The organism is Aeromonas simiae, from assembly GCF_014892695.1.
In the GTDB taxonomy this organism is placed as follows: Bacteria; Pseudomonadota; Gammaproteobacteria; order Enterobacterales; family Aeromonadaceae; genus Aeromonas; species Aeromonas simiae.
On record NZ_CP040449.1, the window covers coordinates 1,728,196 to 1,741,781 of the forward strand.

General features: G+C 60.4%; 13 protein-coding genes and 1 pseudogene. 8 read left to right on the top strand and 6 right to left on the bottom strand.

Annotation, left to right across the window (positions count from 1 at the left end; all coding sequences use genetic code 11):
* Positions 1–109: 109 nt before the first annotated feature.
* A complete protein-coding gene (locus FE240_RS08215; RefSeq protein ID WP_193004108.1) occupies positions 110–1,138 on the top strand; it encodes a site-specific integrase in 1,029 nt (342 codons plus the stop codon).
* A 215-nt stretch (positions 1,139–1,353) separates the two neighbouring features.
* Positions 1,354–1,566: a RepB family protein gene (locus tag FE240_RS08220; RefSeq protein WP_226799123.1), complete on the top strand. Its 213-nt coding sequence runs from the start codon at positions 1,354–1,356 to the stop codon at positions 1,564–1,566.
* A 149-nt stretch (positions 1,567–1,715) separates the two neighbouring features.
* On the opposite strand, the gene rsmF is transcribed toward FE240_RS08220, so the two are convergent.
* From rsmF to FE240_RS08240, 4 genes are all read right to left on the bottom strand, one after another.
* Complete coding sequence (gene rsmF, locus FE240_RS08225; protein WP_193004110.1) at positions 1,716–3,149, bottom strand: 16S rRNA (cytosine(1407)-C(5))-methyltransferase RsmF; 1,434 nt, start codon at positions 3,147–3,149, stop codon at positions 1,716–1,718.
* A gap of 104 nt (positions 3,150–3,253) precedes the next feature.
* Entirely contained in the window at positions 3,254–5,800 is a 2,547-nt protein-coding gene (locus FE240_RS08230) for an MlaD family protein (RefSeq protein WP_193004111.1), read from the bottom strand.
* A gap of 29 nt (positions 5,801–5,829) precedes the next feature.
* Complete coding sequence (locus tag FE240_RS08235) at positions 5,830–6,432, bottom strand: paraquat-inducible protein A (protein WP_193004112.1); 603 nt, start codon at positions 6,430–6,432, stop codon at positions 5,830–5,832.
* Positions 6,416–7,042 carry a paraquat-inducible protein A gene (locus tag FE240_RS08240; protein ID WP_193004113.1) on the bottom strand — a complete coding sequence of 209 codons (627 nt, stop codon included), beginning with the start codon at positions 7,040–7,042 and terminating at the stop codon, positions 6,416–6,418. Before FE240_RS08240 ends, FE240_RS08235 begins: the two co-directional genes overlap by 17 nt.
* A 153-nt stretch (positions 7,043–7,195) precedes the next feature.
* Here FE240_RS08240 and prpB point away from each other — a divergent pair, with 153 nt between their 5' ends.
* From prpB to FE240_RS08265, 5 genes are all read left to right on the top strand, one after another.
* Positions 7,196–8,089 carry a methylisocitrate lyase gene (gene prpB, locus FE240_RS08245; RefSeq protein ID WP_193004114.1) on the top strand — a complete coding sequence of 298 codons (894 nt, stop codon included), beginning with the start codon at positions 7,196–7,198 and terminating at the stop codon, positions 8,087–8,089.
* 2 nt (positions 8,090–8,091) lie between these two features.
* Entirely contained in the window at positions 8,092–9,216 is a 1,125-nt protein-coding gene (gene prpC / locus FE240_RS08250) for a bifunctional 2-methylcitrate synthase/citrate synthase (protein ID WP_193004115.1), read from the top strand.
* 9 nt (positions 9,217–9,225) lie between these two features.
* The gene (locus FE240_RS08255; protein ID WP_193004116.1) at positions 9,226–10,671 is read left to right on the top strand and encodes a bifunctional 2-methylcitrate dehydratase/aconitate hydratase; all 1,446 of its coding nucleotides are present in this window, start codon (positions 9,226–9,228) and stop codon (positions 10,669–10,671) included.
* 154 nt (positions 10,672–10,825) lie between these two features.
* Complete coding sequence (locus FE240_RS08260; protein WP_193004117.1) at positions 10,826–11,107, top strand: YebG family protein; 282 nt, start codon at positions 10,826–10,828, stop codon at positions 11,105–11,107.
* A gap of 195 nt (positions 11,108–11,302) precedes the next feature.
* The gene (locus FE240_RS08265; protein WP_193004497.1) at positions 11,303–12,559 is read left to right on the top strand and encodes a tyrosine-type recombinase/integrase; all 1,257 of its coding nucleotides are present in this window, start codon (positions 11,303–11,305) and stop codon (positions 12,557–12,559) included.
* Here the strand turns inward: FE240_RS08265 and FE240_RS08270 are convergent.
* Positions 12,552–12,767: a hypothetical protein gene (locus tag FE240_RS08270; protein ID WP_193004118.1), complete on the bottom strand. Its 216-nt coding sequence runs from the start codon at positions 12,765–12,767 to the stop codon at positions 12,552–12,554. The two genes, FE240_RS08265 and FE240_RS08270, sit on opposite strands and share 8 nt — an antisense overlap.
* A 124-nt stretch (positions 12,768–12,891) precedes the next feature.
* Positions 12,892–13,142 (bottom strand): annotated as a pseudogene (locus FE240_RS08275) (IS5/IS1182 family transposase); the annotation flags it as partial.
* A 49-nt stretch (positions 13,143–13,191) separates the two neighbouring features.
* On the opposite strand from FE240_RS08275, the gene FE240_RS08280 reads away from it, so the two are divergent.
* Complete coding sequence (locus tag FE240_RS08280; RefSeq protein WP_193004119.1) at positions 13,192–13,455, top strand: DUF6701 domain-containing protein; 264 nt, start codon at positions 13,192–13,194, stop codon at positions 13,453–13,455.
* Positions 13,456–13,586: the final 131 nt, after the last annotated feature.

Sequence of the window (13,586 nt, forward strand, 5' to 3'; positions counted from 1 at the left end):
GAGGTTTATCCACTACTTAAGTATCGATAATATTCATTATCGATACTTGATCTTCTTTTATGATCCGGTAGGATCCTCCGCAAGATCCAGTAAAAACATTGAGTTAGGTTTGAATCTCACATCATCACAGACGCAAGAGGGCAGAGGACTACAGAGCGCCTTCGACACGCGTCTCAATCAGCGTGCCCGGCGCTTTTTACGCAGTGCCAAGGCGGGATCCACCCTCAACGCTTATGAGGCCGATACTCGGATCTTCGTCACTTGGTGCCAATTGCAGGCGCTTGATCCACTGCACGCGACCCACCTCGATATCATGAATTTTCTCGCCGATCAGGCCGATGGGGTGCTGGCCCACTGGGTATGGCTCGACAAGGAGCGCACAAGAGGGGAGCTGCGCGATGGCGCGCCACGCAAACCGGCTACCCTAGTACGACGTTTGGCGGGGATCCGTTATGCCTTTCGCCAGAAGGGGATCGAGCCTCTGCCTACCGAGCACAGTGAGATCAAAGAGATGATGCGGGGCATTGTGCGCCTTGGCGATAACCGCAAACAAAAAACCGGCGCCCTAACCCAGCAACCCCTGAACCAGGTGCTCGATGCCATCGACACCCGAACTTTGGCCGGACTGCGTGACTATACCTTGTTGCTGCTGATGTTTTGTGGGGCGCTGCGCCGCTCGGAGGCTGCAAAGATTGAGGTGGACGATCTCGATTTTACGCCGCGCGGAGTCGTGCTGCGCATCAAGCCGAGTAAACATCAACTACTTGAAAGCGAGATTGCGCTGGTGCCCGGTGGGCGGCATTGCCCAATTCGAGCGCTACAAAAATGGCTAAAACAGAGTCGTATCAGCAGTGGCCCCCTGTTTCGCCGCCTGACTCGCTGGGGCACTCTGCTACCAGATCCGCTCGGGCCACAGGGCGTCAACCTGATGATAAAACGGCGCTCCGAGCTGGCCATACTGCCGCTTGAGGTGAGTGGGCACAGTCTGCGAAGAGGGTTTATCACCACCGCCGTGACGGCAGGCAAACCGCTCAACAAGATCATCGAGGTGACCCGCCATCGGGATATCCGTACCTTGCAGGAGTACTTTGATAAGGCTAACCGCTTCGATCACCACGCCATGGAGGGGCTGCTATAGCAGTAAGCCCTGTCCGTTATTAGTTGATGTCTTTTCGATTCATCGCGGCAATCGCTATATTTCGCTACGGATTATATTATGGTAAATTGCAACGCTATGAATTTCATGGATAATTCGATGCCAGATCCGGAGGAGGGGAAAGTCGCTCCTCACTCGCAATCAATGAGAGATAACAGATGACGGAGATGAACATTGACAGGGACATTCATCCGGAAATGCAACGCCCCGATCCTATCGATAATGCAGAGCGCCAGCGCCGCCATGTACGCCGCAAGCAGGAGACTCACTCCCGGTTGCAGTGCTGGATCAGCAATCGTCACATGGAAAAGTTGAGTCAACTCGGCGTGGCGCTGGAAGATTCCCAAGCGTCCCTCATCGAGCAGGCCATCGATCTGCTTTATCACGAGGAGCTCGAGCGCGAGGCATAAAAAAGCCAGGTACTAATTCCATGTACCTGGCACAGGGGAATAGGCTCTTTGCAGAGCCGTGCGCTAACCGGGTGTGCATAATTAAGGCAAGCATAGACAGCAGCCCCTGGATTTCCACTTTGGGCGGTATTTTTCAACCCGCCCGGTAATCAAACCTCAAACAGATTGCCATCGCGCACCAGGTCGCGTGGTAGGCCGTTTTTCAGGCGATTGCCCACCCACTTTCCCAGTCCCAGTGTGTAGCCTTGATAGCGCACCACCACATCCCCTTTTGCGCTCTCGCCATCCGGGCGCACATCCCGTCCCATCATATACTCGCGCGCCAGCTCGGCATCGAGTTCGATGACGCCGCAAGAGACGCCATCCCCATAAGCCAGCGCCCATTCGTGGGTCAGCCGATAGCCCTTTTTGAAGGTCTCGGCCAGCTTAAAGCCGATCCGATCGCAGCGAATTTTGCCGATCACCCGCTCAACCTGACTCGGGAAGAGCCAGATTTCCCCTTCACGGCCATAGAGCTCACCACGCAGTGTGACGCCGTAATCACGTGCGATCTCCTGGCGCAGCGTGGCCGCCTCCTTGGTAGAAAGAGGGGAGAAGGGGAACTTGCCGAGTTTGCCCGGTTTGAAGATGTCGTTCGGCACACTGGCGTGTTTGCGCAGCCGCGCCACAAAAAATCCTTCGCTGTCGTAGATCTGCGGCCAGATATGCAGATATCCCTCTTCGGTGGTGGCGCGCTCCGCCCCTGGGAACAATCCCGCAAGCGATTCAAACGAGAGGGCATCACCAAAGCGCACCTTGATGTGCGCGCACACCTCCTGGTTCTCCTGATGGCTCAGGGTACAGGTGGAATAGACGATGACGCCGCCGGGCTTGAGCGCATGAAAGGCGCTCTCAAGCAGCGCCTTCTGAGTGGCCGCAATGTCGTTGATGCTCTCGATGCTCCAGTTGCGCAGCGCATCTTCATCCTTACGCACCGTGCCTTCACCCGAGCAAGGGGCATCGAGCAAGATGGCGTCGAACGTTTCCGGCAGCCACTGGCCGAACACCCGCGCATCGAAGTGGGTCAGGGCCACGTTGGTGACGCCGCAGCGCTGGACATTGGAAAACAGCCCCTTGATCCGGCTGGCCGAAAACTCATTGGCGATCAGCATGCCACGGTTATCCATCAGCGCCGCGATCTGGGTCGTCTTGGAGCCGGGGGCCGCAGCCGCATCGAGCACCATTTCGGCCTCATCCAGCCCGGCGGCATCAAACAGGGCGGTGACCGGCATCATGGAGCTGGCCTCTTGGATGTAAAACAGGCCTGCCAGGTGCTCGGCAGTATTGCCAAGCGGCACGCTCTCGCTCTCGGGACGGGTGAGCCAAAAACCGGTGTCACACCAAGGCACGGGGCTGAGCTGCCAGCCGCGAGCTTCCATTCTCTCGACAAATGCTTCGACCGATATTTTCAGGGTGTTGACGCGAATACTGCGCCGCAGCGGTCGCCGGCAACTGGCAACAAACTCATCCATCGAGAGGTGCGATGGCATGATCCGGGCAATATGGTCGAGAAAGGCATCGGGAAGGTAGCTGGTTTCGTGCACTGTCGGGCTCTGCCTGTGGGGAGATAGGAAAAAGGCGAAAATTTTAGCACAGGCTTTTGTTCGGAAAAAACAAAAAGCCCGGTATAAAACCGGGCTTTTTCACATCAGGGGCGTAGCAAGGGCTGCCATTCGAGCCAGGCCTTCTGAGCCTGGGCGTAGAGGGTGAAGCGAGATCCCGTGTTCACCCTGTCGCCAGGTTGGGGCGGGGTGTTAAAGGCAATTCCGCCAGCCAACAGACTCTGAAGGGTCTCAACCTCTATGCTGCCGCCAGTGAGCCCCACATCGGCCTTGAGGCCGGAAACGTTCCAAAAGCGGCTGTTGCTGCGCACCAGATGGGCATATTCAGGCTCGATGCTGATGCGGGTCTGCACTGCGCTGCCATCTCGGGCCAGCTTGACCGACTCCACCTGACCCACCGCCACCTTACGAAACAGGATCGGGGCGCCGACCGAGACACCGCGCAGCTCATCGCTGGTGAGCGTCAGTTTCAGCCCACTGGGGGAGGAGATGAGGAGATCAAAACGCTCCTGCTCCCCCCCCGTGCCCGGGGTCGCCTCGATGTAGGCCCCCTTGATCAGGGTATCGAGGTGGGCCACACCGGCCACGCCGAGTTTGGCTTGCACCAACTGAAAACCCGCCCCCTTACGCAGGAAACGCTCGGCATAAGGCGCATCCAGCCTTGCCTTGAGCTCAACCCGGCCAAGGCCTGGAGCGAGCGTCACCTCACTGAGCTCACCGATAGTGACGCCGCGATAGCGCAGTGGGGCGCCGGCCGCGAGGCCAGGGTTGTGCTCCGTGAGCAGGGTCAGCTCACGGCTGGCGGTGCTGGCCTCTTGGCGATCGCGATAGAGGCGGTCGCTGCGCCGCTCACTGCCTGGCTGGTTTTCAAACTCGATGCCGCCGCGCAGCAGGTTGGCCAGATTGCCTACTTTGACGCGCACTCCAGCGCCCCCCACTTCGGCATCCACGGCCGGCAACAACCAGAAACGACTGTGGTTGCTAAGCAAAGGCGCATAGAGGGCATTGACCTCAAGCTCGAGTTTGACCCCGATGGAAGAGGCCTTCATGGCGCGAACTCGCCCCGCCTCCAGTCCACGATAGAAGAGGGGCGTACCGATGCCGATCCCATCGGCGCGCTCGCTCTCCAGCATCCAGAGGCGGCTCTTGGCCCCCGCCACCGCCACCCGCGCCAGCTCTTCGCTTGGAAACAAGACATCCATGCGCGTGTCACCCTGTAGCATCCGGACTCCGCCGCCCATCCAGGCCGAGGCGGGCAGGGCATCGACACGCACTCCCGAGAGATTGGCCTCCACTTGCAGCGGGGAGCCCTTATAGAAGCGGGCGCGACGCAGCAGATCCCGATAGGTTGAAGAGACTGAGAGTTGCAAGCTCGCCTCCCCGGAGGAGGAGAGAATAAGCCGCTCGATGCGCCCGATAGGGATCCCCTTGAACCAAAGCGGCCCCCCCTCCTGCAGACCGGAGAGATCCTGAGCCTGCAAGGTCAAGGTCACGCCCGGCTCAGCCGCGCGCTCAACGACGGCAATCTGTGTTGCCGGTGCCCCAGGCCGACTGTCGAGGCGCAGTACGGGCCCCGTCAGCAGACGCTCGACATGCTTAACGCCAGAGAGGGAGAGATCCGCCCCCTCCAGCACTAACTTACTGCGCTGGGTAATTTTGGCGGCGTGTTCGCTGGCCACCAGCGCCACCACCTGGCGCTGCTCACCTTGCAGCGTGATGGGCAGCACCCGCCCAATCTCGAGCCCCTGATAGAGGATGAGCATCCCCTCGCGCAGCGGCAGATCGCCCGCGTGCAAGACAATCTGCTCACCACGCTCGGCAGCGGCCATGCTGTCATAGAGCGGAAAGCGCTGAGTCAGCTCCGCAGGGGCCGAGCTTTTCGGAGAGTCGAAGGCGATCCCGCCCCCAAGCACGGTGGAGAGGTTGCCCATCTCGACCTGCACCCCAGCAGGGCCGAGGGAGCCACGGATCCCCCCCACATTCCAAAAGCGGCTCTCTTGCTTGATCAGGTGCTCGAAACGGCTGTCGATGACCAGATCGAGCTGCACATGCACATCGTCCTTGTCGAGGCGGGTGTTGATGACGCTGCCCACCTCGAGCCCGCGATAGTAGACCTTGGCGCCATTGGCCACGCTGCCGAGGGTATCGCTCACTAGGTGCACCATGCGCCCCTGGGCCTGCCAACCGGGGGGCGGGCCATCGAGGGCATCGAACTGAGCGCTCAGTGGCTCCCCCTCGCGCCCCGGTTGCAGGTTGATGTAGTTGCCCGAGACCAGGGTATCGAGCCCGGAGATTTCGGTCAGCGACGCCTTGGGGCTCACCAGCCAGAACTGGGAGCCCTTGCGGATAAGCGGGCGGGCCTGGCTGTCAATCTTGACCGACACGGCAATCTTCTGGCCATCACCGGCCAGATTGAGTTCGGTCACCATGCCGACGGCCACCCCCTGATAGCGCACCTGGGTCTTACCCGGCAGGATGCCGTTGCCCTGCTCGAAGTTAATCTGGATGCGCTGCCCGGCCTTTTGGTACTGCTGATAGATAAATCCCCCCGCCAGCAAGGCGGCGAGGGCGGGCAGCAACCAGACCGGCGAGAGCCAGCGATGACGACGGATGACGGGTTCGGCCCCAATCATATTCACTCCTTAAACGACGAGATGGCCGCTCAGCGCGCGGCCTTGTCCCACAGCAGCCGGGTATCTAGCATCTTGGCCGATAGCATGGTCAATACCACGACACCGGCAAAGGCGGTGGCCCCCGGGCCCGCACTCACATTGAGCAGGGTGCCTCTATCGACCAACGCCACCATGAGGGAGATGACAAACAAGTCCAGCATCGACCAGCGGCCGATGAAGTCGATGATGCGGTACATGACAAGCTGCCGCTTGCGCCGCACCGGGCGAGCACGTTGCAGTTGCAGGCAGATCCAGGCCAGCCCGATGATCTTCATGATGGGCACCACGATACTGGCGACGAAGACGATAGCGGCGATACCGCTCATGTGGTTGCGAATGAGTGAGAGGATCCCGCTAAAAATGGTGTCAGCCTGCAAGGTGCCCTTGTTGTAAAAGAGCGTGATGGGCAGCAGATTGGCCGGCAGCAGCATGAAGGTGGCCAGCGCCAGCAGGCCCCAGGTCCAGGCCAGGGAGTGGGGGATGCGCGTATGCAGTGCACTGCCACAACGAGGGCAATCGGCCCCTTCACGAAATTTAACCAGCAGGCCGCAGGTGTGGCAGCGGCACAGGCCGGCCTCACGGGCGCTCAGCATCGCGCGCTCCCTGGCAGGGCACCTTCTCCCAATAGGGGGAGGGATCAAACAGGATCAACATGGTGAGGTTGAGCAGCATCAGGATCCCAAGGCTAAGCAGACCGCCACCAAGACGGGTCTCGGCAATGTCGACCAGCTTGAACAGCGCCACCAGAAAACTGACCAAATAGACCTCGAGCATGGCCCAGTGGCGAAAGGTCTCGACCGCCCTGAGCGTGATCGGCAGGATATGCCAGCGCTTGGCGAGGCCAGAGGCGAGAGCAAAGATGCCACTGAGCAGTCCGACCGGGGCCAGCACCGCGCACCAGAGCACCAGTCCGGCCACCCAGGGCTCGCCATCTTGAAACAGCATGGCAATGCCCCGCAGCACGTTGGCCTCGACGTCGACACCCCCAAGGCGCATATAGAGCAGGGGTTCGAGAAAAGCGCTTGGCAATAGCAGAAAACCGGTGAGGGTCAGCGCCATCAGCTGGGAGGAACGAAACGCATAGCGCCCGTAGAGGTGCTGCCGGCAACGGGGACAGTGGGCATGACGCCCCAACGGCAGGCTCTGGCGCTCGATCAGCAGGTCACAGGCGGGGCAGGCAATGATGTGCTGTGGCTCGGTCATCTGGTCTGATTCAACACCTTGAAGCAATTGATGAAATTTACCCTAAAGTGGCGGCAATGTCTCTGGATGATGCGGCGTTAACCAAAAGTTGAATTGACGTTAACGTAAACGTGTCATTAGATCGACTCCATCACCGTCGTGAAAGGAGTCATGATGTCCAACCCCTCTCTCTCGGCCGGCGCCCGCTTTCGCCAGGCCCTTCGTACCGAACAGCCGTTGCAGATCGTCGGCGCCATCAACGCCTACATGGCCCTGATGGCGGAGCGCTGCGGTTTTCAGGCCATCTATCTCTCTGGCGCCGGGGTGGCCAACGCCTCCTTCGGCCTGCCGGATCTTGGCATGACCAGTCTCAACGATGTGCTGGCCGATGCCGAGCGGATCACCGCCGCCACCCGGCTGCCGCTGTTGGTCGATATCGATACCGGCTGGGGCGGAGCCTTTAACATCGCCCGCACCGTGCGCGCCTTCGAGCGGGCCGGCGTCGCCGCTGTGCACATGGAAGATCAGGTGGCCCAAAAGCGCTGCGGCCACCGCCCTAACAAGGCGGTAGTGACCCAAGATGAGATGTGCGATCGCATCAAGGCCGCGGTCGATGCCCGCGAGAGCGACGAGTTCATCATCATGGCCCGCACCGACGCCCTGGCGGTGGAGGGGATCGGCAGTGCCCTGGAGCGAGCCGCAGCCTACGTGGCGGCCGGCGCCGACATGATCTTCGCCGAGGCGGTGACCGAGCTTGGCCAATACGACCTGTTCGCCCGCGCCGCCGGGGTTCCTGTGCTCGCCAACATGACCGAGTTCGGCAAGACCGAGCTGTTTGACAAGACCCAGCTCGCCGCCCACGGGGTGGCCATGGTGCTCTATCCCTTGAGTGCCAGCCGCGCCGCCAATCAGGCCGCGCTCAATGTCTACCAACACATTCGTCGCGACGGCCACCAGCGGGCCGTGGTTGACACCATGCAGACCCGGGAGGCGCTGTATGACTTCCTTGGCTACCACCACTACGAGCAGACGCTGGATCGGCTGTTCGATCGCCAACAGGGAGAGTGACCATGGTTCAGAAAGCATTAGGAGGGGCCGGCCTGCGCGGCCAGAGCGCCGGAGAGACCCGCATCTGCACCGTGGGTAAAAGCGGCACCGGGCTCACCTATCGCGGCTACGACATCAAGGATCTGGCCGAAGGGGCGGAGTTTGAAGAGGTGGCCCATCTGCTGCTCAAGGGGCACCTGCCCTCAACCAGCGAGCTGGCCAACTACCGCGCCCGGCTGCGTAGCCTGCGCGCCCTGCCGACGGCGCTGCTTGAGGTGCTTGAGCGGATCCCGGCCGATGCCCACCCCATGGATGTGCTGCGCACCGGCTGCTCCATGCTCGGCGATCTCGAGCCCGAAGCGGGTTTTGAGCACGAGCATGAGGTGGCCGATCGGCTGCTGGCCGCCTTTCCCGGTATTTTGCTCTACTGGTACCAGTTCAGCCACGAGGGCATTCGCATCTCTCTAGAGAGTGATGAAGCCTGCATCGGCGGCCATTTTCTGGCGCTGTTGCACCAGCGCGCCCCGAGCGAGCTGGCACGCCGGGTAATGCATGTCTCTCTCATCCTCTACGCCGAGCACGAGTTCAACGCCTCCACCTTCGCCGCCCGGGTCTGCGCCTCGACCCTGTCGGACATGTACTCCTGCGTTACCGCTGCCATCGGCACCCTGCGCGGGCCGCTACACGGAGGGGCCAACGAGGCGGCCATGGCGCTTATCGAAACCTGGCAAGACGAGACCCAGGCGCGCCGCGAGCTGCTCGCCAAACTGGCGGCCAAGGAGAAGATCATGGGCTTTGGCCACGCCGTCTATCGTACTGCCGATCCGCGCAACCTCATCATCAAGGAGTGGTCGGCAAAACTGGCCCAGGCGGCGGGGGACGATCGCCTCTATCGGGTCTCTTGTGAGGCGGAGCGGGTGATGTGGGAGCAAAAAGAGCTGTTTCCTAACGCCGACTTCTTTCACGCCAGCGCCTATCACTACCTGGGGATCCCGACCCCGCTCTTCACCCCCATCTTTGTCTGCGCCCGGGTCACCGGCTGGTGCGCCCACATCATGGAGCAGCGCGAAAACAACCGCATCATCCGCCCCAGTGCGGATTACGTGGGGCCGGCGCCGCGCCCCTTCGTCTCACTGTCACAACGATAAGGAAATCCGATGTCTGCCAACGTCGACGTCAACCACAGGCCCGATCCGGATCACGTGCTGGTCCAGATCGCCGACTATGTCTGTCATCACCCCATCACCAGCCGCGAAGCCCTCACCACCGCCCGCTACTGCCTGATGGATACCCTCGGCTGTGGCCTGCTGGCCCTGCGCTTTCCCGAGTGCACCAAGCTCCTGGGGCCCATAGTACCGGGCACCGTGGTGCCGCACGGGGCGCGGGTACCGGGCACCCAGCTCTGCCTCGATCCGGTCAAGGCCGCCTGGGACATCGGCGCCATCATCCGCTGGCTCGATTACAACGACACCTGGCTCGCCGCCGAGTGGGGCCACCCGTCCGATAACTTGGGCGCCATTTTAGCCACCGCCGACTGGCTGTCGCGCAGCCGGGTGGCCGAGGGCAAGGCGCCGCTCACCATGGGCGAGGTGCTGGTGGCCATGGTCAAGGCCCACGAAATCCAAGGTGTGCTGGCGCTGGAGAACGCCTTCAACCGGGTCGGGCTCGATCACGTGGTGCTGGTGAAGGTCGCCAGCACTGCCGTGGTGACCCACCTGCTGGGAGGTTCGCGCGAGCAGGTGATCGATGCCGTCTCCCAGGCCTGGGTCGACGGCCAGAGCCTGCGCACCTACCGCCATGCCCCCAACGCGGGATCGCGCAAAAGCTGGGCGGCCGGCGATGCCACCTCGCGCGCCGTGTGCCTGGCCCTGATCACTCTGAGCGGCGAAATGGGCTATCCCGGGGTGCTGAGCGCCCCCAAGTGGGGGTTCTATGACGTGCACTGCAAGGGCAACCCGTTCACCCTGAGCCAGCCTTACGGCAGCTACGTGATGGAGAACGTGCTGTTTAAAATCAGCTATCCGGCTGAATTCCACGCCCAGACCGCGGTGGAGTGCGCCCTCAAGCTGCACGATCAGGTGAAGGAGCGGCTCGATGAGATCGATCGCATCGAGCTCACCACCCACGAGTCGGCGATCCGTATCATCAGCAAGGTAGGCGCCCTCAACAACCCGGCAGATAGGGATCACTGCCTGCAATACATGGTGGCGGTGCCGCTGCTCTTCGGCCGGCTGGTGGCCGAGGATTATGAGGACGCGCGAGCGGCCGATCCGCGCATCGACGCCCTACGCGCCAAGATGGTGGTGCAAGAGGATGCGCGTTACAGCCGCGAATATCTCGAGGCGGACAAGCGCTCGATTGCCAACGCCATCCAGATTTTCTTCAAAGACGGCAGCCACAGCGCCAAGGTGGAGGTGGAGTACCCGGTCGGCCATCGCCGTCGCCGCGAGGAGGGCATTCCGCTCTTGGTAGAGAAGTTCGCCGCCAACCTATCGACCCGCTTCCCGGCCAAGCGCGCCGACGCGATCCTGGCCCTGTGCCAGGACGAGCCGCGTCTGGCCGCCACACCGGTGCACAGCTTCATGGATATGCTGGTGATCTGAGCCGGCGCGGGTAAAACATGTTGGAAGCGGGCCATCGGCCCGCTTTTTTTGTCCTGCCATGATCGCGCTGCGCTTGCTCCGCCCATGCACTCCGCCGTTGCCGCACTGTATATTTATACATATACTTTATGAGCCCAATCAGAGGAGAAACCCCATGGCAGTTGAGACCCAATACGTGGTAGTCCGCGCAGGAGTGGAAAAGATGACCTTTGCCAGCAAGAAAGAGGCCGATGCCTATGACAAGCTGCTCGACATGAGTGATGAGCTGAGCCACCTGCTCGCCACCGCTCCCGTGCCCCTCGACGAGAGCCAGTGTGAGCAACTAGCCCTCTATCTGGCTGAACACAAGGAGTCGCTCAGCGCCATTTTGCGCGGCGCCAAACCGGCGCCGAGCGAGCCGACCACTCCCAAGCGGCCCCTCAAGCAGGTCGCCTAGCTTTGAAATATGCAGATAAATGAATCTGCATTCAAAGGTCACGGATATATCCCCGAGATTTTTGCAACCAAAGTGAATTTTACGTGCATAAATCAATCATTATGCATGCCATCACCAGCTCCGAGGGTGGAATGATGAATCACCACGGGCCTCGAAGTACGAGATAGTCCCATGAAACCAGCCATGCCCCCGGCCATGCCGTTGTTCGACACCCTCCAGCACATCGAGGAGGGAAATCCCGTGGTCAATCAGTACCTGGCCACCCTGAGCCTGGAGAAGGTCAGCGATGCTGGGCTTGTGTATGAGCTGGCCGTCGACTGGTTGTTGGAGCAGCGCCATAGCGAGAACAACTACAAAACCTACCGCAGCGAACTCACCACCTTCCTACATTGGTGCTTTGAAAAAGAGCAGATCGAGCCAAAACTGCTGACACGGCGCATCATGCACCGCTACCTCTCGTTCTGTCAGGCGCCAGATCCGGCCCTCATCGCCTATTACAACGTGCCGCAATTTATCGACAGCAAGGAGTGGGAGGCGCGCCTGCCCAATCCCGCCTGGCGCCCCTTTCTCGGCAAGCGCAGGGATGGTGCCGCCTTGCCGTACCAGCTCAGTACTCCGGCGCTCAAGACCAAGCTCGCCGTGCTCTCGGCCTTCTTCCAGTTCCTCATCCAGGAGGAGTACATGGATCGCAACCCGGCGCTACTGCTGCAACGCAGCGCCGGCCATGGGGTGACGGGGGATGATGAGCCGGTGCAAGCTTTCACCGAGCTGCAATGGTCTTTTGTGATGCAGGCCGCCGAGCAGTTAGCCATCCAGATGCCGGAGCGCCATGAACGCACTCTGTTTCTCATCTGCCTCATGTATGGCTGTTACCTGCGGATCTCAGAGGTAGCGGCGCGGCCCGGTTTCAGCCCCGTTATGGGACAGTTTCGCCAGGAGCGTCACAGCGGGGTATGGGGCTATTACATTCCGCGCAGCAAGGGAGGCAAGAGCCGTACCGTGGCAGTGTCGGGGGCCCTGCTTGAGGCACTCAAGCGTTATCGCCACGTTCTGGGGCTCACCCCCTTGCCAGCGCCAGGGGAGATGACCCCACTTTTTGTGCGCCACAAGGCCGCCGGCCATGGCCGAGAGCAGGGGGAGATCAATGCCAACCTGGGGATCCGTCAGCTAAGAGAGCTGATCAACGAGGTGATCCATCACGGTGCACAACTGGCAGAGGAGGGCGGCCTGCAGCAGGATGCCGCCGAGATGCGCAGCCTGACCGCCCATGCCATTCGCCATACCGGGATCACTCACGATATCAATATCAATCGGCGCCCGCTTTCCCATGTGCAGGCCGACGCGGGGCATGACAGCATCGACACCACCTCGCGCTATCTGCATACCCGGCAAAGCGAACGCCATGAGAGCGCCAGAGATAAGCCTCTCGATCACCTGATCATCGCTAGGTAAGAGATAACGAATCGACGTGATGTTCTGATCGTGGTGGTGGTTCATCTGAATAGTCAGAAAGGCGTTCGGCCGCTTCAAACACCAATGCCGCCATCAGGGGAGGAAGGTTGGCACTGGTGGCTCTTAACTGGCGGATCAACTCAGCATCTGACAACGCCCAGGGGTGATCGCTATCGAGGCCGGTAGCGACAAGGGTGTGGATCGGCATAGTGATTAGCTCCATAAGGGGATGGATTCGAGTAATAAATACACATTCATGAATGTGTATTTTATACCGGCGTTGTTGCCCAAATCAGCCATCAAGTCATGACGTCCCCAGCCTCAGGTGACCGTTACTCTCGGGGGTCGATAGGTAAGCCCAAGGTATTGAGTTTGTTGATGGCGCGGACATACGCCATCACTTCTCCCACTTGGCCGTTGTTGTTACACAGACTGATTTTCCCGTCAGCAACTGTTTGAACCGATACATCGCCGTCTCTGCCAGCGAGCAACGGTGGTATCCCGATATATGCTTCCTGTGCGCCAGCCCTTCCTTGCGCATTACAAGCACGGCCTCATTTCTTGGATGTCCCTTTTCCCATAGGAAAACCAGTACCGGCGACAATCAGAGTGTGAACGCTGAGGGTACCGCTTTGACCTTCCAAAAAGGGGAGAGCACAGGAACCATCAGAATCGGTGTTGGCAAAACCAGCCCAGGCGGCGTATCAAGTGTGGTGGAAGGCGGCGTGACCCATTTGCATCTTGGTGCACCAGGCCAAGCACAACGAGTGTCTTATCGCGTCAATGTGGAGCACCAGCCTTGGCTGGATGATCCTGACTCTTTAAATGGGGTTGCCGTATTTGGCAGTTCAGCGGGAAATGATCGCATCCTGTATAGCCGGGAGCGATTTGAGTAATACACTTCCTTTCATCTTCAAAGGCGCCCGATGGGCGCCTTTTTCTTTTAAGGGGAAGAGAGGGGAGGAGACACTGACGTTACAAACACCAAGGAACGAGGGCGCATATAACAATAAACACCACCAGTTAT